Source organism: Neptuniibacter sp. QD72_48 (assembly GCF_047778065.1).
GTDB lineage: Bacteria > Pseudomonadota > Gammaproteobacteria > Pseudomonadales > Balneatricaceae > Neptuniibacter.
On sequence record NZ_CP180547.1, the window covers coordinates 2,089,800 to 2,115,510 of the forward strand.

Sequence of the window (25,711 nt, forward strand, 5' to 3'; positions counted from 1 at the left end):
ATAAAACCTAAAAATTTAACCGTTTATTTGTTTTGTAGTGCTAATACTGTTTTCATCTTTGTCAGAAAACAATGATTCTAAAGTCAGAGAAAACGCCTGCTGTTCCTGTTCCGAGGTCTTAACTAGCTTTTCGTTAAGCACTCTCTCCCACTCCACTAAGCTGGTAGTAGTTACCGGTATAGGTGTAGGCCAAGGAAGTAGTTGGTTAAGTTGATATAACGTTAAATTACCTAAATCACGGCTTAATAGGTATTCACCTTGGTCACTACGCTTAACAATACCTCCCTCCAACAGAATCTTTAGATAGCTATCCCAACGCCCCTGATCCAAAGCATCCACCTCTTGTAGAAGCTTGTGATCCGAGATTGATTTCCCCTGCTGTTGAGCCTTCCATAAACGGTGTAATACCGCCACAACCGAATATAGGTGCGGAAGATCGTTAGTCCGCTCATTTGGCCGATAAACTGTAATACAGCGCGTTAGCTCAGCGCCCATCAATATGATGACCCAACTGATAAAGATCCAAAGCAGAAACAGAGGCACGGCTGCGAAAGCACCGTAGATCAGTTCATAAGATGGGAACTGGGTAACAAACGCAGTAAAGCCTCTTTTCGCTGTTTCAAATAACAGTGCTACGCCGACACCACCTAATAGCGCGCTTTTAAAGGGCACAGGACAGTTAGGTACAGCGACATACATCAAAGTAAAAGCGGTAGCCGACAAGATCGTTGGTAATGCTGACAATAAGCGCGCACGCCCCACCGCCTCTGTCGCCTCACTGATAAACGGCAAACTTGCGATATAAGAAGTTAAAACTAAGCCTAAACCGATCAAAATTGGCCCGAGGCTCAAAATAGCCCAATAAAGCAGAAAGCTAGATAGTCCTTTACGAGGCTCATTAACTCGCCAGATACGGTTAAATGCAGCCTCTATATTTTTCATCATCATAATCGATGTGATGGCCAGCAGCGCGATACCTACTGCGGTTAATTTACGTGCTTGAGAAGAGAAATCGTTGAGGTAATCCTGTACTACGGCGCCGGTGGCAGGCACGAAATTATCAAACACCCAACCTTGTAGTTCCTGCCCTACTCCCTGAAAAGAGGGAACTGCCGCCAACATCGCGTAAGACACAGTCATCAATGGGACTACAGCAAACAGCGTGGTATAAGTTAATGCCGCAGCATTAAGAATCCCTTGGTTCTGCAGAAACTGTCGAAATAGATAACGAATAAACAGTGTAACGCGGTGATTTAACAGCGAAGCCATTTCCATCCTCATAATAATAAGCTAAGCACTAGCCTAAAATGCAGTTCCTTCATGAAATCTGCAACACAGGCGTATACAATATCGCATAATCCAACACAATGAACGGATCATTTCACCTTGATCCCTTAGTACGGTATAGCACAATGAGTGAAGTAACTATCTATCACAACCCGCGTTGTTCTAAGTCTCGCCAGACTCTAGCACTATTAGAAGAGAACGGTGTAGAGCCACAAGTTCGTAAATATCTTGATGAAGCACCTTCTGCTGATGAGCTGAAAGTAGTGCTAAGCCAGTTAGGTATTTCTGCTCGCGATCTACTTCGCAAAAAAGAAGCTGAATTCAAAGAAAACGGCTTAGATGATATGTCTCTTTCTGAAGATCAGATCATTGAGATCATGACCAATGTGCCAAAACTAATCGAACGCCCTATCGTTATCAAAGGCGATCAAGCACGAATCGGTCGTCCACCAGAGTCTGTTCTGGAAATCATCTAATATGAGCGCTCCCTACGTCCTCGTTCTGTACTACAGCCGCCACGGTGCCACGCAATCGATGGCTAAACATATTGCCCGTGGTGTAGAACAGTCCGGTATTGAAGCTCGCCTTCGCACAGTACCTGAAGTTTCAACGGTTGCTGAAGCAACAGAACCTTCAATTCCTGATCAAGGCGCGCTTTACTGCTCCGAACAGGATTTAGCCAACTGTGTAGGTTTAGCGCTAGGGAGCCCGACTCGTTTTGGAAATATGGCATCGCCATTAAAGTACTTTATCGATAGCACTAGCAGCTTATGGATGTCAGGAGCGCTGATTGATAAACCTGCTGCTGTGTTTAGCTCCAGTTCTAGTTTACATGGTGGCCAAGAAACTACTTTGCTTACCATGATGATGCCTTTACTACATCACGGCATGGTCATTGCCGGCTTACCCTATTCCGAATCTGAGTTATTAAAAACTAAAAGCGGCGGCACTCCTTATGGGCCGACACATGTAGCGGGGCCAGACAATAGCAATGAGCTAGACCCAATCGAAAAGAATTTATGTATTGCCCAAGGTAAGCGCTTGGGTGAACTGGCCCGCCGATTAGCAAACAACGTTTAATTTTAAACACCTAGTAAAACCACGAGAGTACAAGCAGTTGAAAGCATATATTCCTGATGATCACGATTATCAAAGCAAAGCTAAATTAGGGCGTATCCTTTGTGTAGGAAGCTACCTAGGTTTGCTTGGTTGGTTTACGCTTTGGCACCTTTTCCTTATTCCTGTTCCAACCGGAAAACCTTGGGTTATTTGGCTTATCCATATGGCTCCACTGCTAGCATTTGCAGGGGTGATTATTAAAGGTAATCCTCGTGGGCACGCATGGCTTTGCTTCGTACTTCTACTGCTGTTTATGCAGGCGGTATTAGCTGCGACTAATCCAAATACGGCTGTCTATGGCATTGGCTATTCCTTACTTGTAGGTACGCTTTTCACCAGCGCCATGATGTACACACGCTGGCGTGCGCGCTATAACAAACAGCTGGCTCACTGGGCTGAACAGGCTGCAGATAAAGATGAAGCATCTAAGGATAGCTAAGCCGAAGCATGCGAGATCCTAAGACTTTATTACAGGGCATAAGAAAGCAGTTTCCCATTTTAGATCAAACAGTTAATGGAAACTCTTTAATCTATTTAGACAATGCTGCTACAACTCAAAAGCCGCAATGTGTCATAGATTCTGTCTCAGATTATTATCAGCAGAGCAACGCTAATGTTCACCGCGCAAGTCATGCGCTCAGCGCGGATGCGACACTGCTTTTTGAGTCTGCTCGCAGCACCGTTGCTCGCTATCTAAATGCCCGTAGTGAAAAAGAGATCATCTGGACACGGGGTACAACAGAGGGGATCAACCTAGTTGCCAACAGCTGGAGACAGCAGTTAAAAGCTGGCGACGAGATCATCTTAAGTACACTGGAACATCACGCTAATATCGTTCCTTGGCAGATGCTTGCTCAGAGAAAGGGTGTTGCTCTCAAAATCATTCCACTCTTAGACAATGGCGAATTAGATCTAGAGCAATTTGCAAAATTACTTTCCAATAAAACACGCTTAGTCGCGGTCACTCATGCATCTAATGCATTGGGCACGATTAACCCTGTGAAGCGCATTGTAGAGTTAACTCATCAGGCTGGCGCGCTGGTACTTATCGACGGTGCCCAAGCTCTGCCTCATCTTAAAGTAGACCTTCAAGATCTCGATGCTGATTTTTACCTGTTTTCGGGGCATAAAATTTTCGCTCCAACAGGTATTGGCGTTCTCTACGGCAAGGAAGAACTTTTATCTGCTATGCCTCCTTGGCAAGGCGGTGGCGAGATGATCAAACACGTGAGTTTTGATCAAACGACTTATAACGATCTGCCTTTCAAGTTTGAAGCAGGCACACCGAATATCAGTGCCACGATCGGTTTAGCAACCGCGCTGAACTGGTTATCTGGTTTTGATCGATCATTGCTGGAACAACACGAACAACATTTGCTTAAAACAGCTATCGATGGCTGCTCTCAAATCAAAGGGTTTAATCGTATTGGTTCAGCATCTGAATGTGTCAGTTTGGTATCTTTCACACTGACCGACCAACATCAGCAAGATATTGGTTTGCTGTTAGATCAACAAGGTATTGCTGTCCGTACAGGGCATCATTGCGCAATGCCTCTAATGCAAAGACTGGGATTACCGGGTACGACTCGAGCATCTTTCGCTTTTTATAATACTGAAGCGGAAGTAAACCATTTCATTCAGACACTGGATTCGATTACTCGCCCTACGGCTGTGGCTGTTGAATCAAACTCATCGCCAGAATCGTTGATCGATAAGCTTAAAGGTATCTCAGGCTGGAATGCTCGTTACAGAGAGATAATGCTGCTTGGGAAATCTGCTAAAGGCCTTCCCCAACAGTTAAAAACAGACGAACACCTCGTTAAAGGCTGTGAAAGTAATACTTGGCTGGTCATTAATAAAGAGCACAACGGTACGTTAACCTTTGCTACTGACTCAGATGCCCGTATTATTCGTGGATTACTGGTATTGGTTGAAACCGCTTTCAACCATAAAACAGCGGATCAGATCTGTGCTTTTGATGTCGACGGTTTGTTTAAGCAACTAGAACTTGATCGCCATCTAAGCCCATCACGTGGTAACGGACTGCGTGCTGTCATCGACAAAATTTATCAGTTTGCCCAACAAGCAAACTAAGACAACTGAATTCCTTTTGGAGCGACAATGAGCAACTTTACTGACGTTTCTTACCTAAACACTGTATTTGGTAATGAACAAGGCAACCTTGAGAACCCAAATTGGGAAAAAGCTGGCAAGCAATTACACCTAATCAAAGAAGAGCTAGCTGAATTAGTTGAAGGACTCGAAAACAAAGATACCTCTGAAATTCGTGATGCTGTAGCAGATATCCTTGTTGTGACTTACGGTATGGCCCACATCATGGGTATTGATGCCGACAAAGATATGGCTGCTGTTCAAGCAAGCAACCTATCTAAGCTGTGCAAGACACAAGACGAAGTTGACCAAACATTGGCTTTTTACCAAAATGAAAAGCAACTGGATGTATACGTAGGCGGTGAACTACCTGAAGCTTACATCAAATCCTCCAAGGATCAGGAAGGCAGCGACGGTAAATTCTACCCGGCTCACAAATTCCTAAAATCTATCAACTGGCATGAACCTAAACTGGACTAATTATGCCTACATACGATTATCGCATTGAAGCGACAGGTGATGTGGTTGAAGTGAAGCACACTATGGCTCTAACCCCTAAGACTTGGGGTGAGCTATGTATTCTCGCTAATCTAGACCCACAAGAGATCCCTGAAGACTCGGAAGTTACAAAACTTTTATCAACCGCAGGGGTTGTAAAAAGTTCGACGCTCAAAAACCCTGAAGCTCCTCCATGCATGAGTGGTGGCGGCTGTCCAAGTGGTGGCTGCGGTTTTTGACAGCCATAGTAAGGTGAGTGATAGTAGATAATACGAGTCACTCACTTTTTCAAAGGCTGGATGCCAAACTATGCTTTCAGGGCAAACACCAGAACGACAAACAATTCTGAATTGGGCCAAACAAGGCCATATTAAACCAGACGAAGTAGAGCGTGCTTTAGCGCTTACCCAAGCCTCCCCAAGCAACAATCAGTGGTTAGCTTTCACGGCAAAGCTACTTCTCTGGCTTAGCGCTGTAGCACTTGCTGCGGGCGTTATTTTCTTTTTTGCCTTCAATTGGCAATCTATTTCTAATTTAACCAAGTTTGCAACACTTCAAATCACTATTGTGCTTGCAGGCATAGTCTATTCACGATTAGACCATCACAGTATTTCGGGTATCAGCTGTATCACGCTGATTACTTTATTAACTGGAGCGCTACTGGCTCTTGTAGGTCAAATCTATCAAACCGGTGCCGATCCTTGGCAGCTTTTTGCTATCTGGGCAGTATTCACTCTTCCCTGGGCAATTATTCATCGCGCAAGCACGATCTGGGTAATCTTTATTACCTTGGTCAATCTCGCGCTCTATCTCTATTCCGAAACCTTCCGTGGACTATTTGGCTTCTTGCTTAGAACTGAAGATCTGACCAGTATCTTTTTAGCCATCAATACCGCGTTTATTGTGATTTTGGAGTTCGGATACAGATTTAAGCAGTGTCTTATTAAGAATCGCTTTGCTATTCAAATTACCCTCTTCTTCCCAGGGTCACTGGCAACTTGGTTAGCAATGTGGTCCATCTTTGATTTTGATGATTTTCATTGGGGCGGACTCTTCTATCTGATCTGGATCTCTCTCGCTTTCTACTACTATCGCCACTGCCAACTCGATCTATTTGTTCTCTCCGGTGTAGCCACCAGCCTTATTATCACTGCAAGCTCCTTGCTGATTAAAACCTTTGGTGATGCATTCGATGGCGGTGCATTTTTGGTTATCAGTTTGGCAATTATCGGCATGTCCACGGCAGCAGGAATTTGGCTAAAGAATCTATACCAAGCTCAAAAACAGCAAAGGAGTGCTCAAGATGACTAATTCAGATCAAGCACTTTGGCAGAAACTACAAACCGAAGGGATAGTCACTGCGGATCAACCAGAAGAGCACCCGAGCCAATCAGCATGGTTTATCCATCTGATGCAAGGCTTCTCTGGTTGGTTAGCAGCTTTGTTTATGCTTGGCTTTGTAGGTAGCATATTCGGATGGTTGTTCCGTTATGATAACCATATTCTTCTGATGGTCGCTGGACTCGGATGTTCCATTGGCGCCTATACCATCTATCGTCACAGTGGCGAGTCCCCTTTCTACAATCAATTAGCTTTAGCTATCAGTATTTGCGGCCAATTTATGTTTGGCTGGGGTTTATTTGAATTTCTGGGAGATAATGAAGTTACGGTTTTTCTGGCGCTAGCGATCTACCAAGCGGTCCTAGCCCTTGTAATGCCGAGTTTCCTTCATAGAGTCATCTCGAGTTGGTTTGCCATGATCGCTCTATTCTGGGGTTTAAACCGCCAAGGTATACATGGGCTAGATAGTGCTGTAGCCGCCCTCGCTTTTACATTGATCTGGTGTAAAGAACAGCAATGGCTAAAGTGGCATAAGTTTCTGATTCCTATCAGCTACGGTATGGCTATCTCGCTATTACAGTTTAGTGGTCATTCGCTGTTACAAAATGAACTCTCATTTCTCTACAAAATCAGTGATGTCGGCTTTCTGCAACTTAATGGCCCTCTGATTGGATCGATTGCACAAATAGCCACTTTCGCATTTCTACTAGCTTATATATTCAAAGAGCAACAAGTCACAAAAGACAGTAAAAACATTGCTGGCTATTTAGCCCTAATTATTATCATGGCGGTAACCTCATTTACGATTGCCGGTTTACCTGCTGCACTCTTGTTACTGTTAGTCGGCTTTCATAGACAGCAACGGGCCCTGCTCGGCTTGGGTCTAGTTGCATTAATTAGTTTTGTATCTTGGTATTACTACAACCTTCAGGAAACCTTACTAGTTAAATCAATCTATTTAGTGGGTTTAGGCACGGTTGCGTTAGTCAGTTATTTTCTGCTGAGCAAGATCTATCTTCCAGATGAGAAAATGGGTCTTAGTCATGCTGCCCATATGAACCGAGCTAAATGGAGCGCATTAATCACTGCCTTCCTCTTGCTAATAGCGGTAAATATTAATATCTACCAAAAAGAGACCTTATTGGCTGAAGGCAAAACCGTTTTATTAGAGCTTGCGCCTGTAGATCCTCGGTCCTTAATGCAAGGTGACTACATGCGACTTAGATTCCAAATCACCAATGAAGCATTTAACCGCTCACTTAACGACGTCCCTGCTGATGGCTTTCTTTTAGTTGAACTTGATGAAAATCATAAGGCTAGTTTTTTGCAGCTTTTAACCCGTTCAGAAAAGGATAAAGAACTCGCATCGAACCAAGCTATTCTTCAATACCGTATTCGCAATAGCCGAGTACAATTTGCAACCAATGCTTTTTTCTTTCAAGAAGGTACAGCGGAAAGATATGAAGCGGCCAAATACGGCATGTTCAAAACAGATGATAGTGGTGAGCTACTTTTGTATGCCTTAGTTGATGAATCACTCGATGTCATAGGCACTAATAGCCCGTAATTTTTTCACTAAATTAGGTACTTTATTTGAAAAAACAGGAAGCTATCAGGGTTAAACTAAGACTTAGGCTTTCAGGGATTGAAAATTTACCCTAGACTTACTAAAGGAAACTACGGGGAAGGATTATGAACACCAAAATTAATCTACTTGTCGCGAGTATTGCTTTAACTACAGGTATCGCAACGCCATTAACTGCCGTGGCCGAAGATAAGCAATATACGTGCTCCTACACACATGCCAGTTACACGGCCCCATTTATGAAAGCGCCTAAGACACGCAACTGCCCTGAAGGCCGCTGCAGCTATTCTGTTGTAATTAAAAATGGCTCTGCTGTTGTAAACGGTGTTGCTGGCTTTAGCGTTGAACAGTCTGATGAACAGATCAAGTTAAGTCGAACGGCTAAAGACCCAGTTATGGGCGGTATGGACACAACAAACTTGATCATTAATAAATCTGATATGAGCTTCCAGAGCGTTAAGACGACAACGCCTTCTGTTGTACTGACAACCCAAGGTAGCTGCTCCTAAAGCTCGAGCATTTAATCAAACTGACCTTAAGTAATAATCCGTAGTTGTAGCCGTTTATGAATCTTAATGACGTCCGTTTGTTTATTCAGGTTATTGAGCACAATGGATTTACCGCAGCCGCGGATAAATTAGGCATTCAAAAATCGACTATTAGCCGACGCATTACTCAACTAGAAGATGACTTAGGTTTAAGACTTTTACAACGTACGACTCGTAAGTTAAACCTCACAGCTGACGGCCAAAACTTCTACGAACGCTGCCTCCCCCTTTTTTCTGAACTAGAAGATATCGAGAATCACGTAACCTCCACCCAAGGTGAACCCAAGGGTAGGTTACGCATTACCATGCCGCCTGAAATTGGGATATTCATTATGAATGATCTCATCTCCAGTTTTATGGAGAAGTACCCGCTCATTCAGATCGATATAGAGCTCAGCCCTCGTGTCGTCGATCTTGTCCAAGAAGGTATCGACTTAGCACTGCGTGTAGGAAATTTAGATGACTCGAGCCTCGTAGGGCGTAAGATCGCCAATGCGTCTTCTAAGTTATATGCCAGCCAAGCCTATATAGATCGATTTGGTGAACCACTAACTCCAGACGATTTAAAAGAACATCAATGTATCGGCACTCATCTAAACTCCAATGAATGGGTCTTTGAAAACTGGAATGAAGGTAAAGCGGTTTCCATTAACTTCCGTTTACGTGCGAATAGCTTGAGCTTCAGCCTGGAGATGCTTAAACGTAATTTGGGGATTGCTCGCTTACCGAAAGCGTTCTGCATTGATGAACTTGAGTCAGGGGAGATAAAAGAAGTATTAGCCGATTATAAGGTGCCTACTGTAGGTATCCACGCGCTCTACCCTAGCCGTAAAAACCTAAATCCTAAGGTCCGTTTATTCCTAGACCATGTTGTTGAAAATCTAAAAGCCCATCCTTGGCTTAAATAGCTACTTAAGCAGCTGATTCCCACTCAGGCGGTTTACCATCAAACAGCGCTAGTAAAGTATCTATGCCTGCCATATCAATAGCATTTTTATGCGTAATCATAATTGTAGGTATCTGGCTAAACTGATCATCGAGCACCTCGAGATTTAGATCTTTTGCATACCTCGACTCTTCTGCCACCTTCCTAGGTACTAAGGTGAAACCCAAACCCACAGCCACACAACCCAAAATCCCTTCTTGAGTTCCCATATCTAACACCTCAGTGTCTAATCTGCCGTTATCACGTAGCCAATTTAGAGCCTTATCTCTGTACGCACAGCCTTGTCTGAACATGATTAACGAGTCTGGAACATCCACTCCTTTCGCAGTGGCCAAAACCAGCTCTTCCATTAACACCTGACGACAAACAAGATCCTTGTGCTGTACAGGCCCACCGACAAAGGCACAATCCAGCTTGTAATTAAGAACAGCTTCAATCAATTGACCACTGGTTTCTGTTTGCACTCTAGGTAACAGATTAGGGTGTTTTTTTCGTAGGGATTGGATCAGGCCAGGCATACGAACAGCGGCGAAAGATTCCATAGAACCAATCCTAATCTCCCCTGTCGCTTCTCCTACTTGTTTAACAGCGATACTGGCTTGATGTTCTAACTGTAGCAGTTGGTTAGCGTAATCCATCAAGGTATAACCGGTAGGCGTCAGCTCAAGTTTGCGCCCTTTACGATAAAACAGGGGCGAACCTATCTCTTCTTCCAACCTTTTGATTCGTGCGGTGACGTTAGATTGAACAGTATGTAGCTCTTTCGATGCCGCTTGAACGCCACCGAATTCAACCACGTATTTAAAGGTTTTGAGTGAGAGAAGTTCCATAAATTACCCTGCGCTTCCAATGCCTAGTTCATCAGAAGTGAACGACTTACATAAAATCGTCATTATATGAGAAATATAGAGCACAAGATATTGAGATAAACCCTAAATAGATTAACTGCCCAACTAGATAGCTTTATTCATCTTAAGCTTTGGATTTAGCTTTGGGTTTGGTCTTCCTTCTACGTGTTTTCTTATAAGCAGGTTTCGGCTGTTGTTTGATATGACGTAGCAGTTGCACATCCATGCTACTTGCTTTCTGAATCATCAAAGAGATCTCTTCAGTCAAAGGCTGCATAAATGTTTGATAATTTAATTTCTGCTCACTAATATCATTCAATGAAGCCTCCCAACGAGCAGTCATATCAGGCTTGCTCGCATTATCTGGTAAGCTATTTATGAGCGCTCTACCTGTATCAGTACTACGAATAGTTTTACCCTGACGCTGCAAGAAACCCCGTTTAAACAGTAATTCGATGATGCCTGCTCTAGTCGCTTCGGTGCCTAAACCATCAGTTTCCTTAAGCACCTTTTTAACATCGGTATCTTCAACAAATCGCGCAATACCTGTCATGGCTGCTAAAAGGGTGGCATCGGTAAAAGGTTTAGGTGGCTGAGTTTCTTTATCTACGACCTCACCTTGCTCACAGTAGAGAACCTGCCCCACAGTGAGATTAGGAAGTTGTACTTGATCGTCCTCGCCCTCTTTTTTACCAAACAGGACCTTCCAGCCGATATCGAATACTTGTTTAGCGGAAGCAGTAAACCTGCCGCCTTCAATCAACACCTCGACTCGTGTTTCTGAATAGCGATGATCTGGCATAAACTGGATCAGATACTGTCTTGCCACCAGCTCATACACTTGCTGCTCAGTTTTATTAAGACGAGAAAAGTCTACGGTTTTGCTGGTCGGAATAATTGCATGATGGGCTTCAACTTTGCGATCGTTCCAAGCCTTTCCTTTTTTGCTTAAGTCAATCTGGCTTTGATGCGGTTGAAACTGCGGGCAATGCTTAAAGACAGCTGAAGATACTTTAGCGCCCTCAGCAAAATGCCCTTGGGGTAAGTAGCGACAGTCTGAACGCGGATAAGTAATTAGCTTATGTTTTTCATACAAGCTTTGGCAGGTATCTAAAACTTGCTGAGCATTTAAAGCAAAACGTTTATTCGCATCAATTTGCAACGCAGATAAATTGTAAGGGAGTGGAGCCCCAGCCTTTTTAGGCTTTTTATCTACTGCAGTTACTTCGCCCGGTTTAGCTGTAATCCGCCCAGCAACGTTTTCCGCTAATGGTCTAGAGAGTACTCGCCCTTCTTCATCCTGCCATTTTTGACAAGCTTCACTCGGCTGCCATTTAGCTTTAAATCTCTCTTCGGTATCTGTCTTGAGATGAGCTAGGACTTCATAAAATGGTTTTGCTTTGAAGTCATCGATCGCCTGATCACGTCTTACCACCAATCCCAGTACCGGTGTCTGCACCCTTCCAACTGATAAAACCCCTTGATAGCCTGCTGATTGCCCTTGCAACGTATATGCACGAGTTAGATTAATACCGTAAAGCCAATCTGCTCGACTCCGTGCCAAAGCTGATACAGAAAGAGGAATAAATTCACGGTTATCTCTTAACTGCGCAATCGCTTTTTTCACAGCACTTGGGTTGAGGTCGCTGATCAGGCAGCGTTTCATGCTTTGGCGCTTATACTGGGGCAGTTTCAGAAAGTCGATTACTTCATCAACCAACAGCTGCCCCTCACGATCAGGATCTCCTGCATGAACAAGCTCTTCAGCCTCTTTACAGAGTTTTCTTAGTAACGCTATCTGCTTACGCGTTTTTGGCTTGGCCTGCATCTTCCATTCAGAAGGGACAATGGGAAGGTGCTGTAGGTTCCATTGTTTAAACCGCGGGTCATATTCACTCGGTTCAGCCAATTCCAAAAGATGACCGAAACACCAACTAACCACATCACCATTTGCGGCACGAATACAACCATCTTCTTTTTTTAATGGCTTAGGCAACACATCTGCAATGGCCCTACCTAAACTTGGCTTTTCGGCTATGAATAAACGCATACTCAAAGTACTGTATATAAAAACAGCTCAAGAGTAATCTAAACACTCCTGTCATTCCAGAAAAAACAGCTACGCTTATGTATATTCACCGAAATTTGCAGTGGTGTGTTCAGAGCATGCGGAAATTTACACTTCGATTTTGTTTACCTTGGCTGGTCGGCCTAATCGTCACCGCATGTGCATTTGTTACTACTGGATGGCTGGTTAAATTAGATCACAATATCCATGATCAACAAGATAAAGCGCAGGTTGAAGCTAGAATCAATTATCTCACTTCGCGCATTCAGCTCGCGCTGGATGACAACCTCATCATTATCGAAGCTTTGGAATCACTACTTTTGCTACAAAACGATATAGATGAAAACGACTTTCAGGTTTTGGCCACACGGTTTTTGTCCACTAGAACAACCATTCGACAAGCTCAATTGGCTCCCGATGCAATCGTTAAGTACATTTACCCCATCATTGATGGCAATAAAGTGATTGGATTAAACCTACGAAAAATCCCCGAACAAAGAGAAGTCGTGGAGCGATCTATAGCGATGAAAGAGATGATCATGGCAGGTCCATTAGATCTAATTCAAGGAGGAAGAGGAGTCATTGCCAGACAACCCCTTTACAACCGAGAAGATACAGAAACTAAATTCTGGGGGTTCATTACCCTCATCATAGATTTAGATCGAATATTCAAAGAGACTGGGTTAGCTTTAAGCGATGAACTTGCAACTTATGCTATCCGTGGAAGTGACGCCAAAGGCAAGCAAGGGGACGTATTTTTCGGTTCTACATCAGTATTTGAAGATGAATACCTTAGCGGCTTCATAGAAGTACCCGGAGGTTTTTGGCAACTTTCAGCGCGACTTGATAATGATGAGCATGTGCATGGCGTACCGATGTCATATTTAACTGGTTGGGCAACCCTAGGCTCTCTGATTCTCGGTTTACTCAGCGGTTTTACGTGCAGCCTATTAAACAAAACTTATCAACGCTCGATTAGTGACCCCCTTACATCACTCTTTAATAGGCAGCATTTCAGAGAACTAGCAGATACAGAAATACATCGAGCACAAAGATATCAACTACCTTTATCGATCATCATGATCGACTTAGATTTTTTTAAGCAAATTAATGATAACTATGGCCATCAAGCAGGAGATTATGTGCTTCAAAAGTCGGCCAAGATAATCGAATCAATGTTAAGAGTTGGAGATATTGCAGCACGTTATGGTGGCGAAGAGTTTATTGTTTTGTTACCTCATAGCGACGAGGCTGATGCCCAAGCTTGCGCTGAAAGAATTAGAAAAGCACTGAATACCAAAATAAAACTACGTGGCGCATATCATACGCTTTCAGCAAGCCTAGGCTGCGCCACCTTGGATTCTAACTACACTAATTATGACCAGCTAGTCAGCGGTGCTGACGATGCCCTATTCTTAGCCAAAGACCGCGGTCGAAATATGGTTGTCACTACTAAGCAGCTGTAGCACTTTCAGATCAACCCTTTAAAGAAGCTTCAAAGGCTCTTCATCCAGTAAAGCTAATTGCTCTCGTAGCTGGAGGATATGCTCCCCCCAGTAACGTTCAGTATTAAACCATCCGAAACTGTGCGGAAACGCAGGATCTTCCCAACGGCGGCCAAGCCAAGCACTATAATGCATTATCCTTAGGCTACGAAGCACCTCAATCAAGCGCAGCTCTTTGAGTTTAAAATCGCAAAACTCATTGTAGCCATCAACAATTTCAGACAACTGCTGTGTCTGTTCATGTCGATCGCCCGACAGCAGCATCCAAATATCCTGCATCGCAGGGGCCATACGGGCGTCATCGAAATCGACAAAATGAGGTGCATCATCACGCCATAGCATGTTGCCTGAATGACAATCACCATGAACACGAATATGTTCTATCTCACCACAAGCTTTTAAGATTTCATCGACACCCTGTAGAAGATCCCTAGCGACAGAGTCGTAAGCAGGTTTAAGCTCTGCTGGAATAAACCGATCACTTAAAAATGCAACACTGTCATGGCCAAACGTTTGGCTGGTTAATGTCGGCCTATGAGTGAATTTTTTAGAAGCTCCTACCAGATGCATTCGTCCAAGTAGCCGCCCTAGAGTGAAGAGGTTATCTAAATTATCTAGTTCGGGAGCATGTCCTCCACGACGAGGAAACAACGAAAACATGAACCCATCATAATCAAACAGGGTGTCTCCCTTTTCATTTCGCCAAGGCGTAACTGCAGGTAGAGACTGCTCCGCTAAATCGAAACTAAACTCATGCTCTTCTAAAATTTGCTCTCGGCTCCAACGCTGCGGGCGATAGAACTTTGCAATCATCGGCTCTCGGTCTTCTATACCCACCTGATAAACACGGTTCTCGTAGCTATTCAGAGGAAATGTACGACCATCACACCAATGTCCTTGGCTTTCGATTGCATCCATCAAAAAAGATGGCGTTAACCGTTCAAAAGGGTGTGTTAGGTCATGTTCAGACATAAAAAATCCAGCTATAAAATAATTGCAGATGCAGGGTACGCTTTAGCCCATAGGTGAACAAGTCAAATTCCTAATAGATTTGCCCTATTTTCCGTTATTTTTTAAATAGTAGCGTTAACTTTTGTTATAGTTCCCAAATAATCAACAGAAGTAGTACGAGTAAGTTATGGCAGGTTCACTTAAAGATCAGTTGCTAAATATGGGACTGGTTGACCAGAAAAAAGCTAAGCAAGCAGATACTGAAAAGCGTAAGCAAAACAAAAAAGCGAAAAAGGCACGCAAATCGGGCCAGCAAGTTGTTGATACGCAAGCAGAGAAAAAGCTGGCGCTAGAAGAACAGCGTAAAGCTAAGCAAGAGCATGATCGTGAACTGAATCGTCAACGTGACGAAGAGCGCCGTAACAAAGAGATTGAAGCGCAATGCCGTCAGATGATCACACAGCAACAGATCGAACTGCCAGAAGGTGCCGAAGTAAGTTACAACTTTGTATACGATAATAAAGTTAAAACTATGTATGTTACTTCGCTTATTCAAGGACAACTGTTCCGTGGTCAAGTAGCGATCGCTGTTTTAGATGAGAAGTTCTATTTGATCCCAGATAAATTTGCAGAAAAGATTGAACAACGTCTGCCAAATTACGTTATTCGCGTTCAGCCGGAAGAAGAACCAGAAGAAGATGATCCGTACGCGGATTATAAGATTCCAGACGACCTGATGTGGTAATTCCGCACATCAAAAGCGTCTTCATGTAGTAAGGGAAACGCATGTCACAGGGTTTTTTCGAGCAATTTTTGGTCATTTTGTGTTGTGCCGTTGTTGCCACAACCCTGTTTCGGCGTATCAAACTCCCTCCTCTCCTTGCTTACTTAAGTGTTGGCGCTATCGTAGGCCCTTATAGTTTAGGGGTCATCAAAGACACCCATAGCATAGAGCTACTCAGTGAGCTTGGGGTTGTTTTTTTACTCTTTATGCTCGGCTTAGAATTTTCTGTCTCTCGTATGTTTGCCATGCGAAAGGCTGTATTTGGGCTGGGTAGTTTACAGGTAATCATCACCGCAGCCTGCTTGATGGCTGTCTGTAATATTTTTGGCCTTCCACAAACTACCTCTTTAGTCATCGCCGGTGCACTCGCCCTATCGTCTACAGCGATTGTAAGTCGCGAGCTCATCCAGCGAGATGAACTCAACAGCCCTCACGGTCAACTTTCAGTTGGTACATTAATCTTCCAAGACTTAGCGGCTGTATTCTTCCTGATCGTTGTCCCAACACTCAGTAGTTCAGCAACAGAAATTGACAGTGCCGAAATAGCGTTGATGCTACTTGAGGGCTCAACACTACTCATTATCCTATTACTGGTTGGCCATATTGTGATGCCATTGCTGTTCCATGAATCAGCACGTAGCGGCTCCAGCGATGTGTTTGTTCTTACTACACTGGCTGCTGCCCTTTTGGCCGCTTGGATTACTCACGCTGCAGGTTTATCGATGGCCCTCGGTGGATTCTTAGCAGGAATGATGTTGGGTGAGAGTCGTTACAGGTATCAATTAGAAGCAGATATACGGCCGTTCAGAGATGTACTCTTGGGACTATTCTTTGTTTCTGTAGGGATGCAATTAGATCTGTCTGCTCTAATTGATAGCTGGTATTGGATTATCCTGTTCAGTGTCAGCTTAATCCTATTAAAGACTTTTATTATCACTCTACTCGGTACATTGCTACATAAAGACCCAGTAAATGCCTTAAGAGCGGGTTTAAGCCTTAGCCAAGGGGGTGAATTCGGTTTTGCTCTATTAGCTTTAGCCTTAGGTAACAATCTTATTGAACCTGATATCAATACCATCGTAGTCTCGACGATTATCATCAGTATGATTGTGACCCCAATTTTGATGAACCACACATATAGTCTCAGCCGCTTGCTGCACAAAGATGATCCAATTGAATCAAAACAACAAAAATTACCTGACGCTAGCCAACTGAATCCGCATAACCTAGACAAACATGTGATTATTTGTGGCTTCGGCCGTGTAGGGCAAATTATCGCGCGCTTTTTGGACCAAGCAAACATTCCTTACATCGTCGTAGATAATGATCCAGTGAGAGTTATGGAGGCTGCTACCGCTGGTGAACACATCTGTTTTGGTGATGCTAAACGTGATGATGTCATGGCGGCGGTTGGTGCTGATCGTGCTCGGATGTTGATTCTCAGTTTTCCAGAAGCCGAAACAGCGATGCAAGCACTCAAGCATATCCGCACACGCTTTGTGACGCTGCCTATATTGGTCAGAACACGCGATGATTCTCAGATAGAAGCATTCCAGAAAGCAGGAGCAACCGAAATCATTCCGGAAGCATTGGAAGGTAGTTTAATGATGGTATCCCATGTGTTATCGATGCTGGGTATCAACCATCAACAGATTGAACAGCAAATCAATCAAGTGCGCGCCGAAAGGTACAACCTCCTACATGGCTACTATCACGGCCAGCATTCCGAAAAAATTGATAGTACAGGCCGTATGAAAGAGATACTGCATCCCGTTCAAATTGAAAATAACTGTAAGTCGATCGGTAAAACTTTACGAGATATACCTTTATCCAAACACCAAGTCTCTGTTGCAATGATCCGTCGTGGCGATCACTCAGAGCACAACCCAAGTGGAGATACTCATATCCAACAGGGCGATATCATTATCCTTCAAGGGCCTAATGATAAAATTGAAATAGCTGAATCGATCATCCAAGATGGGAAATAGTTCTTACTTCTTCCCTCTAACCTTTAGATGAAACAATTTCATCAGATACGCTTTTTATTAAAGTCTCTCAACAAAACGTCGATAACCCTCTTATATTTAGTAGTACAACTAAAACAATGGGATCATTTGATCCTTTTTTGTCTGTGGAGGAAAACACCGTGCAAGTTCTATTAAGCAGCCAAGCAGCCTACTCTCAGGTTCGCCAGGAAACACTGGTTACTGGTGGGTTTGCTGATGGTAAAGATAGCAACGGTCGTTCTGCATCTGCGGCAGATAAGTTAGTAGCCAAACTAGCAGAAAACATTCCGGGTATGAGCGTGTCAGAGATGAAAAGTCTCGACGCAAATGACTACTCTCCGGAAAAAGTTGCATCACGTATCTCCGACTTTGTAGCACAAGGCCTTGAACAAGCCCGTGCCCGCGGAGCGTCTGATGCTGACCTAGATCGTATGTATAAAGCGGCCGTTTCAGGTGTAGAAAAAGGCTTTAAAGAAGCAACTGAGATTCTAGAAGATCTCAATATGTTAACCCCTGATATCTCCGCAACAATCGAGCAAACCAAAGATCTGACGTTCGAAGCGCTGGCCGGCCTTGCGCCTACCAACGAAACAGCGTCCACACGCCAGACTTCTATCTCTGCTGCTGAACGTTATTCAAAAGCTGAGTCTTTCTCCCTTGATGTCATGACCCAGGAAGGAGACAAAGTTTCAATTCGTTTCAACAGTGAAGCAAGTCAAACAGCCTCTTTAGGCGCCTACTCTGACGGTAACAGTAGCGCTGTATCTTTCGGCCTTGAGCGTAGCGCCAGCAGTAGCTATAGCTTTAGTGTTGAGGGTGATCTAAACGAAGACGAGTTAGACGCGCTGACAACCCTAATTCAGGATATCAATCTTATTGCCGAAGACTTCTTCAGCGGTGATGTTCAAGACGCTTTTGAACAAGCAGCTGAATTTGAAATGGACAAATCCGAGTTGATGAACTTGAATGTAACTATGACTCAATCAGCAAGTTACTCAGCGGTAGCTGCTTATGAGCAAGTGCAACAACTAGATAACCCATTAGGCAATAATGGCCGCCACTTAGGCCAGATGATGAACAACTTCGATAATTTGGTTGCTAACCCAGCCATGGCGTTCTTAGAAGACAGTTCATTATTCGGGGTAGATCTATTGGACAGCTTGATTCATCAAGATATCCGCTACAAAGATGCTGATGAAGAATCCCAGAGCAAACTGGATGATAACTTCGGTCTTTTGCGTGACCTTATGACCCGGTTTGATCAGGACGACGCAGACGATTAACCCCCCTTCTTAATCGCTGCGATACTTTAAACCGGCCTACTTAGGCCGGTTTTTTTTTATACGCTTTAAAAATAAAAAAGGCTAATGAACAACATTAGCCTTTATTAAATAACAAGAGGTTTAATCTTTTTATACTGTCTGCATCAGCGCTTGTTTTAGCTCTTCCTCAGCTTGAGTAATAGCCTTCTCAGCTTCTTGACGCATACGACGACCTTCTTCGTAGTGCTTAAGCGTGTTGTTTAGCGTATCGATAGTGATTTGGTTAACTTCTTTTAGGGTATCCAGATCCAAAATACCACGCTGGTAATTTTCCGCGATCTGCTCTTCTAGGCTTTGTAGCTTTTGAGCATTTTGCAGGTACTGTTGGTTGGTGTAATCCTTAACTGTACGCGTAACCTTGAGCGCTTTCTCTTTCTCATAGTTAGAGATCGCAATAAGGAACTGACGCTTCCATAGAGGGATAGTGTTATGGATGATATCTTGAATATCTTCCATCAACATTTTGTTACCCTCTTGAGACAATCGGATTTGAGGTGCAGTTTGCAACGCAGCTAGGCGCGCTTGTTTTAAGTTATGCAGGCGTTTTTCTAGGCGACCTGTTGCTTGCTGTAGATCTCGTAGTTTTTGACTATCTACTGGATCACCACTGGTCTCAGCCAACTTACTTAGCTCAGGAATCTGCTCGTTATTCAGTCGATCAAGCGTGATTTGACCCGCTTCTAAGTAGATATCTAACTGTTGCAGCAAGTTTAAGTTTTCATCATACAAACCATCTAGCTGAACAATATCTTTCTCAAGACGATGACCTTGGGCATTTAGTTTTTGTTCTAATTCATCTAAACGGCCTTTAACCGAATCAAAACCTTTTACAAACTTACCGAAAGTTTGGAAAAGCTCACCGATAAGAGGTAAACGCGAGAGGTATGAATCAGGTTTAATATCTTCAAAGCGGGAGCTCTTCATCTGAGTCACCATCGCTTCTAGGATATCTCCCGCTTCTCCAGTATCTTTAGTACGGACTTGCTCTAACACCTGATCTGAAAAAGCGGTGATGCTTTCCATCGCCTCTTTGCCAAAGGTAATTGTCGCCATAGAGTCTAAGGGGTCATAATCCTGCGAAATGGCAACCGCACGTTGCTGCTGCTCTTCAGTCATTTGACTCGGTTCAAACTTCTCGATTTGAGTGCTTATTTCCTGTGTCATGCTGGCTCCCTCTCTACCCGCACACTGCTGTGACGAGTCCATAGTGCTTCAAATTCAGCGGCAAATGCCGATACGATTTCTTGATTGTCCGTCAGCGTTAAGTTCTCTTGATTACGATCGCTTGCTGAACGCGTCCAATTAAAACTTCCATTCAGTAGTCTCACCCCATCAAACAGGGCAAATTTATGGTGCATGTGCCATGGGCTCGTGTCCAAAAGCACATCCACTCCTTTATGCATTAGATAGTCGATATCGCTACCTAAATCGTTCGCTTTATCCTGATCTGTAAGGATACGAACCTTAATTCCTCGTTTATGTGCAGCTAGAATAGCGTCACGTAGCGGCTGATCGGTAATTGTGAAAACACAGATATCTATAGATTTCTGACTACGTTTTATCTCCTGTTGAATCAGAGATCTACAATCGTCTCCCGGCGAAAAAGCTGCCTGAGTTCTGATAGGCGCTGATTTACCCGTGTTGTCTAGTGTCTTAACAACCTTGTCCAACCAATTCAGAGAAGCGATCTCAATTAAGCCATTTTCCGCAGAATTCTTTGCAATTGAAAAAGCTTTATTACGCGTAAACGATTGCAGTTCTGGTTGATCTGCGAGTTCCTCAATCAACTCTCGAAGTTCAACTCTTTCGTCTGAGGAGAGACGTTGGTCCTCAAAGCTATCAACCAGCATTTTCTCAATATCCATTTGAGTAATCATATTTCCTCTAGCTCCTCTGCGGCTTCAATTTCCTTAGTTGCACGCATCATTGCCCAAGCGATCAGGCGAATGTTCCGATTCACATCAACCATCTGGTTGACCATTCGATCGCCGGCATCTTCTCCCTCACCCGCCTCTAAGGATCGAGTAAAGCGCTGCTTAATGGTGTCCCAACGCTCTTCAGACTCATCATCTAAAATGCCTCTCAGTTCAGCCAATTTAAGCAGGTTTTCTTCAGCGCCATGAGTCAGGGTTTGTGCCTCACCAATGTAGTGATCATTAATAAGTGTCTCCAGCTCATCATCGGTCATGACCGACACCACCTTTTCGGCAAGCTTGTTCATATTTCGGTAACTACCCTGAAGCTTGAAAGGTGGTTCTATACGATACTGCTCGGCGGTTGCAGCTGAAGCGATATATTGCTGGTTTACAGTGAGTACAACTTGCTGAACCTTAAGCATCTTCTCTAGCACAGCTACAATTTCGGAAGCTTCTGCTGAAGAATAACTATGTTCTAAATCAGAAAGCGGGATATTTTGCCCACGTGCCATATCTACGAGTTTGTAGAGGTCTTGTAGATTTCTATTGGCCAGCGGAGCCAACACTCTGTTAGAGGTTAAAGAGTTTTCAATGTACGAAAGCTCGAATGCATCACGCTGATCAGATAGCATATCACCGAGGTTATAAATATCTGCTCGGTTAGCTAGCATGTCTGGAATTTTGAACACATCCCCAGATTCGGTATAAGGGTTACCCGCCATAACGATTGAGAACTTTCGACCACGCATATCGTAAGTTTTAGTAACACCGTTCCAAACACCGTCAATTCGACGAGTACCATCACTTAAGGAGATAAATTTCTGCAAGAATTCAGGATTTGTATGCTGAATATCATCTAGATACAGCATCACGTTATTACCCATTTCCAGCGCAAGGTTAATTTTATTAACCTCATTTGCAGCGGTTGCGTTTGGTGCATCATTTGGATCTAGTGATACAACATCATGGCCTAAAGAGGGGCAATTGATCTTCATAAATACCAAGCCCAACTTACCGGCGATATATTCGATCAATGTGGTTTTACCGTAACCCGGGGGAGATATAAGTAGTAACATCCCCATCTGGTCAGTTCGACGATCATCGCCGGTTGTACCCATCTGCTTAGCAAAGTTATCGCCCATCAATTTTAGATAGGATTCACTGATCAACTTGTTACGCACAAAAGAGGTTAGCGGCCTAGCGACAAACTCTTGTATGCGCATCGTCTCTCTTTGCTTTTCTAACATCTCTTGACGTTGAGAAAGGTATTTTTCGTATGCAGGTACGACCGTTTCAATGTGGTGACGACAGCGATCTAACCAATCATTGATGGTCTCGCTCCACTTACCCTCTTCAACGCGAAGGTGTTCACCTAACAAGCCGTTTACCTTGATACTCAAAGAGAAATCGACAGGGGTTAGATGGATGCTACTGTCAGATAAGGCTGCAATTAAAGCGGCCTCTGTAACAAACTCAATACCCTCTTTATGATGTTCACAGTAGGCTTCAACCCAAAGTAAGTGATCCTGATATTGTTCTGCTAGGCTTTCTTGGTTTTTACGCCAATCTAATCCATGCCTGAATGCTAAGTAATTTTCTGCAAGTTCGGCGGCATCACGGCTAACAGAGACCTGCTGATCTAAGCCAAACTGATACATCAAATATTCAAGCGCTTGTTTAGCTAGTATTGGACATTCACAAACTTGAGTTTGGTAATTTTCTAATAGCACATCAAATGCACTATCTGAACCCAACTCTTTTTGCATTAGCAAGGCTGAACGGCATTGTTTCTTAAGTGCATCAGCTGCACTGTTATCGAGCCCTGCGATAAACAGTAAACCCGTTGTACGTATTTGCTGACTAAACCTTAATAAACCAGCATCGGCGTACACCGGCATAATAGCCTTGAGTAATGTCCCTGCATCTTTGTCATGTACACCTTTAACATAGCCCTCTCGATACCGAGGGGCTGCAAACTTATCAACTAAAGGCTGCAATTCATTTTCACTTGCGGCTTTGACTAGAAGATCCAATGACAGGCCAGATTGCTTTGATTCTGCCGAAGTTAAAATAAGATAAGCCAGATACTCCGCTCGATAGACATCATTACTTTCCGAACTAACGTCCATCGCTGCGTATTTACGTAAACGCAGAAACTCATCATCAACGACCGGCTGGTAAAAGTCAGTCCCCGTTAGGTGTAAATTAAGACCATCATCTCGATCGACTAAAGTAAGTTCTAAGGGCTGTTGATTGACGCTAAATTTGTGTCGACCAAGTCGTAAGATATCGCCGCCCTGCTCGAAGATATCTTGATTATCTCGGAGTGAACGTAGAGATTGATCCTGCAGTGCTTTGATGCGACCACTTAATTCATCAGCTTTGACGCTATCTCCAAGATCCTGAACGTCTTTACATAATTGGCGATACTTCTGCACCATCGCATCTGCTGCAAAATAGCTATTCAGGTCGTCAAGCTCAGCGAATTTCCCTACACGCTTTTGGATACTTTTCAGCGTGATTTGAGCTGCTTGGCTAATATTTTCAACTCGCTTTTGTCGAGCAGATAAAAGCTGCTGCTTCTGTGCTTCAAAGGCTGCTTGAACTTCGTCCCGTCTGTTATAGATCTCCGCTAGATACTGATCGAATTCAGCAAATCGACTTTCAAGCTTATCTACAATTCCCATTAAACGTGCAAGTTGATCATCACAGGCTTCCGGTGTATCAACTTGGCCAAGAGCAGATGTCATCGCCTGAGTAAGGAGTTTCAGCTGTGATGCAAATTCAGCTTTAGCTTCGCCATCTCTTAATTCGGAACGACGATTACGTAAACGCGCTTCGGTAGCGTTTAACCGCGCCATCACCTCAGTCGTTAGATCAAGGATTTTTGTCGTGCTAGTAGGATCATCAGTTTCAATATCTGAAACTTCTTGGTTGACCAGATTAAGATCTCTTCGAATCTTTCCGGCATCTTCAGCTAAAAGGTCTAATGCAGCTGTTTTTTCAGTTTCTGGAAGCGCCAAATCCAATTTATCGATGCGCTTTAGATAAGGTTGGTAAGCTTTCTCTTGTTGTAAAAGCTCTAGTAACTTAGCGTTCAAGCCACTTCTAGCTTCTTCTAACGCAACTTCCATTTCATCAAGCTGGCTAGCGTTGACATAACGCATTTCACGCAGGCTAATGACGTGGCCAAGCTGCGACTTGGTCTCGTCTAATAATTCGATCAGATCGGTTGTGCTATCCGACGGAACTAGCTTAATTCTACCTAGGAGATCATGCTGCTTCTGAGCTTGCTCTTCAGTTTGTTGTTTCGCTTGTTTCTGCAGTGTTCGGACTTTAGCGAACTCATCAATGATCTGTTCAGCCGTGGTCGCTAATTCAGATAGTTTATGGTCAACGCCTTGAGATTCTGTATCCGTTAACCAATGATATTGATCGACTGCTGCACCACAATGAGTTACCAAGGCTTCATAAAGTGTTTGGCTAACTTCTGTCGTTTTGGTCATTTGAATGACCGAATTCAATTCAGAAATACCTTTCACTAACTCGGCATTCCCTAAATTGCGATAAAAACCTTCACCACCCTCTTGTCGCGATGCTTCATAAAGATCGGCACTCATGAAAGGCGTCTGCCAAATACGCATAGGGTGGGTTTTACTGGCTTCAGCATTATCACTGACACGGAAAACCAGCATGCGTCCGTCAGGATATAAACTGTAACCATGACTATATACAGGTGGAGATACCGTCTTTTCTATCAGGTTATATTGATATTGTAGGTAAGCGCCGTGTTGTGGATCGAAGAAAATGTAAAACGCATCTTCACCATTAGGGGCGTGAATATCATGGAAGAATTGCATCCCACTCCAATCATCTTGGAAGAGTTTTAATTCTCCATTCGCCAAAGCGTAACCATTGGCAAATAACAGACCGTGATCCTCAGGTAGCAACTTACAGCATTGGCCTATGGAGTCGACCCGTTGCACCTTTTCAGTCAGGCTGTCGTAAACAAAATATCGGTAATCTTTCTCACGGTTTGGTCTGATACGTAGCAGAATAAAACTAGATACTTCTGCGTAACTTATCTCTGCATCAGCAACAGTTTGATGAGGATCTTCGACAGGCTCAGAATAGATCCCTCGCCCTTCTTGAGTATTGTTCTCAAGCTTTACAGTCAGATCACCGCCAACACACTCAACAAAGATACGATCATTAATCGATACATGAGGGTAATCACCGGTTATATGATTCTTACGCCCGGTTTCACGCCAATCAACATCAAGCTGATTACCAACGCCATCTAACTCTTTATGTCCTTGATCGTCTACATATTCGATCGCACCACTATTTTTAAGCTGCCAACGATAAACCTTGCGATCTTCTGGACGACTACCAATTTGGAATACGACAAATAACCAAAAATCCCTGCGGCTAATTTGAACTAATTTTGCATCACTGTAGTAACGAAAAAGTTCGTTAAAAGAATGAACAAAGCGGGGATCATCAAGAAAAGAATCTGCTAAAGGCTCACTATCAATCCGAAACTGTCCATCAGTTTCAGATAGGCGGTAGAGGCCCAGAACATCTTTGACTTCGGGCGCAGCTTTAAGCCCGACAAATACCTGATAGCCAAAGAGTAACTGATCGTTGACCTGCGCCATATCGACAGGCAGACAGTTATTTTGGGTATGAACATTAACTTTGCCGACCAGCTCAGTACTGGATGCACCAAATGCCTCCTGCCGAGCCTTATTTAATTGATCAACTAACCCTTTTAGTTCAGCCCCTTGGCTGGCTAAGCGCGCTTTTAAGATCTCATAAGCGCCGCCCGATTCAACGGCCTGGTTCAAAACGTCCTGATTCTGATCCATCAAA

At 43.7% G+C, this 25,711-nt stretch carries 21 protein-coding genes; 14 read left to right on the forward strand and 7 right to left on the reverse strand.

From position 1 onward, the window contains the following. Window positions 1–15: 15 nt before the first annotated feature. A complete protein-coding gene (locus tag ACMXYX_RS09375; RefSeq protein ID WP_415881438.1) occupies window positions 16–1,269 on the reverse strand; it encodes a YihY family inner membrane protein in 1,254 nt (417 codons plus the stop codon). A gap of 143 nt (window positions 1,270–1,412) precedes the next feature. Here ACMXYX_RS09375 and arsC point away from each other — a divergent pair, with 143 nt between their 5' ends. The 10 genes from arsC to ACMXYX_RS09425 all read left to right on the forward strand — a co-directional run bounded on the left by arsC (window position 1,413) and on the right by ACMXYX_RS09425 (window position 9,398). Next, complete coding sequence (gene arsC, locus ACMXYX_RS09380; protein ID WP_415881439.1) at window positions 1,413–1,763, forward strand: arsenate reductase (glutaredoxin); 351 nt, start codon at window positions 1,413–1,415, stop codon at window positions 1,761–1,763. A gap of 1 nt (window position 1,764) precedes the next feature. Further along, entirely contained in the window at window positions 1,765–2,367 is a 603-nt protein-coding gene (wrbA, locus tag ACMXYX_RS09385) for an NAD(P)H:quinone oxidoreductase (RefSeq protein ID WP_415896327.1), read from the forward strand. Window positions 2,368–2,404: 37 nt separating this feature from the next. Further along, the gene (locus ACMXYX_RS09390) at window positions 2,405–2,845 is read left to right on the forward strand and encodes a DUF2069 domain-containing protein (protein WP_415881441.1); all 441 of its coding nucleotides are present in this window, start codon (window positions 2,405–2,407) and stop codon (window positions 2,843–2,845) included. Between the two features lie 8 nt (window positions 2,846–2,853). Beyond that, the gene (locus tag ACMXYX_RS09395) at window positions 2,854–4,500 is read left to right on the forward strand and encodes a SufS family cysteine desulfurase (RefSeq protein WP_415905939.1); all 1,647 of its coding nucleotides are present in this window, start codon (window positions 2,854–2,856) and stop codon (window positions 4,498–4,500) included. A gap of 27 nt (window positions 4,501–4,527) precedes the next feature. After that, complete coding sequence (locus tag ACMXYX_RS09400; protein WP_415881443.1) at window positions 4,528–4,998, forward strand: nucleoside triphosphate pyrophosphohydrolase family protein; 471 nt, start codon at window positions 4,528–4,530, stop codon at window positions 4,996–4,998. Window positions 4,999–5,000: 2 nt separating this feature from the next. Next, the gene (locus ACMXYX_RS09405) at window positions 5,001–5,255 is read left to right on the forward strand and encodes a zinc ribbon domain-containing protein (RefSeq protein WP_415881444.1); all 255 of its coding nucleotides are present in this window, start codon (window positions 5,001–5,003) and stop codon (window positions 5,253–5,255) included. Window positions 5,256–5,325: 70 nt separating this feature from the next. Continuing rightward, window positions 5,326–6,327: a DUF2157 domain-containing protein gene (locus tag ACMXYX_RS09410; protein WP_415896329.1), complete on the forward strand. Its 1,002-nt coding sequence runs from the start codon at window positions 5,326–5,328 to the stop codon at window positions 6,325–6,327. Beyond that, a complete protein-coding gene (locus ACMXYX_RS09415) occupies window positions 6,320–7,924 on the forward strand; it encodes a GDYXXLXY domain-containing protein (RefSeq protein ID WP_415896330.1) in 1,605 nt (534 codons plus the stop codon). The genes ACMXYX_RS09410 and ACMXYX_RS09415 overlap by 8 nt, the downstream gene beginning before the upstream one ends. Window positions 7,925–8,049: 125 nt before the next feature. Further along, entirely contained in the window at window positions 8,050–8,451 is a 402-nt protein-coding gene (locus ACMXYX_RS09420; RefSeq protein ID WP_415896331.1) for a hypothetical protein, read from the forward strand. 56 nt (window positions 8,452–8,507) lie between these two features. Continuing rightward, a complete protein-coding gene (locus ACMXYX_RS09425) occupies window positions 8,508–9,398 on the forward strand; it encodes a LysR substrate-binding domain-containing protein (RefSeq protein WP_415881448.1) in 891 nt (296 codons plus the stop codon). A 4-nt stretch (window positions 9,399–9,402) separates the two neighbouring features. On the opposite strand, the gene ACMXYX_RS09430 is transcribed toward ACMXYX_RS09425, so the two are convergent. Continuing rightward, a complete protein-coding gene (locus ACMXYX_RS09430) occupies window positions 9,403–10,266 on the reverse strand; it encodes a LysR substrate-binding domain-containing protein (protein ID WP_415896332.1) in 864 nt (287 codons plus the stop codon). A 142-nt stretch (window positions 10,267–10,408) separates the two neighbouring features. Next, entirely contained in the window at window positions 10,409–12,334 is a 1,926-nt protein-coding gene (locus ACMXYX_RS09435; protein ID WP_415896333.1) for a DNA topoisomerase III, read from the reverse strand. 116 nt (window positions 12,335–12,450) lie between these two features. Between ACMXYX_RS09435 and ACMXYX_RS09440 the strand changes: the two genes are divergently transcribed. Beyond that, entirely contained in the window at window positions 12,451–13,818 is a 1,368-nt protein-coding gene (locus tag ACMXYX_RS09440) for a diguanylate cyclase (protein ID WP_415896334.1), read from the forward strand. An 18-nt stretch (window positions 13,819–13,836) separates the two neighbouring features. On the opposite strand, the gene ACMXYX_RS09445 is transcribed toward ACMXYX_RS09440, so the two are convergent. Then, window positions 13,837–14,829, reverse strand: a complete 993-nt coding sequence (locus ACMXYX_RS09445; RefSeq protein WP_415896335.1) for a serine/threonine protein kinase — start codon at window positions 14,827–14,829, stop codon at window positions 13,837–13,839. Window positions 14,830–14,995: 166 nt separating this feature from the next. On the opposite strand from ACMXYX_RS09445, the gene ACMXYX_RS09450 reads away from it, so the two are divergent. The 3 genes from ACMXYX_RS09450 (at window position 14,996) to ACMXYX_RS09460 (ending at window position 18,881) form a co-directional block, all read left to right on the forward strand. After that, complete coding sequence (locus ACMXYX_RS09450; protein WP_415896336.1) at window positions 14,996–15,553, forward strand: DUF2058 domain-containing protein; 558 nt, start codon at window positions 14,996–14,998, stop codon at window positions 15,551–15,553. Window positions 15,554–15,594: 41 nt separating this feature from the next. After that, on the forward strand, window positions 15,595–17,580 hold the full coding sequence (locus tag ACMXYX_RS09455) for a cation:proton antiporter (RefSeq protein ID WP_415905940.1): 1,986 nt from the start codon (window positions 15,595–15,597) through the stop codon (window positions 17,578–17,580). Between the two features lie 158 nt (window positions 17,581–17,738). Continuing rightward, window positions 17,739–18,881 (forward strand): DUF5610 domain-containing protein, encoded by a 1,143-nt coding sequence (locus tag ACMXYX_RS09460; protein ID WP_415894209.1) that lies wholly within the window; start codon window positions 17,739–17,741, stop codon window positions 18,879–18,881. 129 nt (window positions 18,882–19,010) lie between these two features. On the opposite strand, the gene ACMXYX_RS09465 is transcribed toward ACMXYX_RS09460, so the two are convergent. The 3 genes from ACMXYX_RS09465 to ACMXYX_RS09475 are packed head-to-tail and all read right to left on the reverse strand — an operon-like array spanning window position 19,011 to window position 25,707. Then, window positions 19,011–20,084: a toxic anion resistance protein gene (locus ACMXYX_RS09465; RefSeq protein ID WP_415896337.1), complete on the reverse strand. Its 1,074-nt coding sequence runs from the start codon at window positions 20,082–20,084 to the stop codon at window positions 19,011–19,013. Next, window positions 20,081–20,797 (reverse strand): phospholipase D-like domain-containing protein, encoded by a 717-nt coding sequence (locus tag ACMXYX_RS09470; RefSeq protein WP_415881457.1) that lies wholly within the window; start codon window positions 20,795–20,797, stop codon window positions 20,081–20,083. Before ACMXYX_RS09470 ends, ACMXYX_RS09465 begins: the two co-directional genes overlap by 4 nt. Beyond that, entirely contained in the window at window positions 20,794–25,707 is a 4,914-nt protein-coding gene (locus ACMXYX_RS09475) for a DNA repair ATPase (RefSeq protein ID WP_415905941.1), read from the reverse strand. The genes ACMXYX_RS09470 and ACMXYX_RS09475 overlap by 4 nt, the downstream gene beginning before the upstream one ends. Window positions 25,708–25,711: the final 4 nt, after the last annotated feature.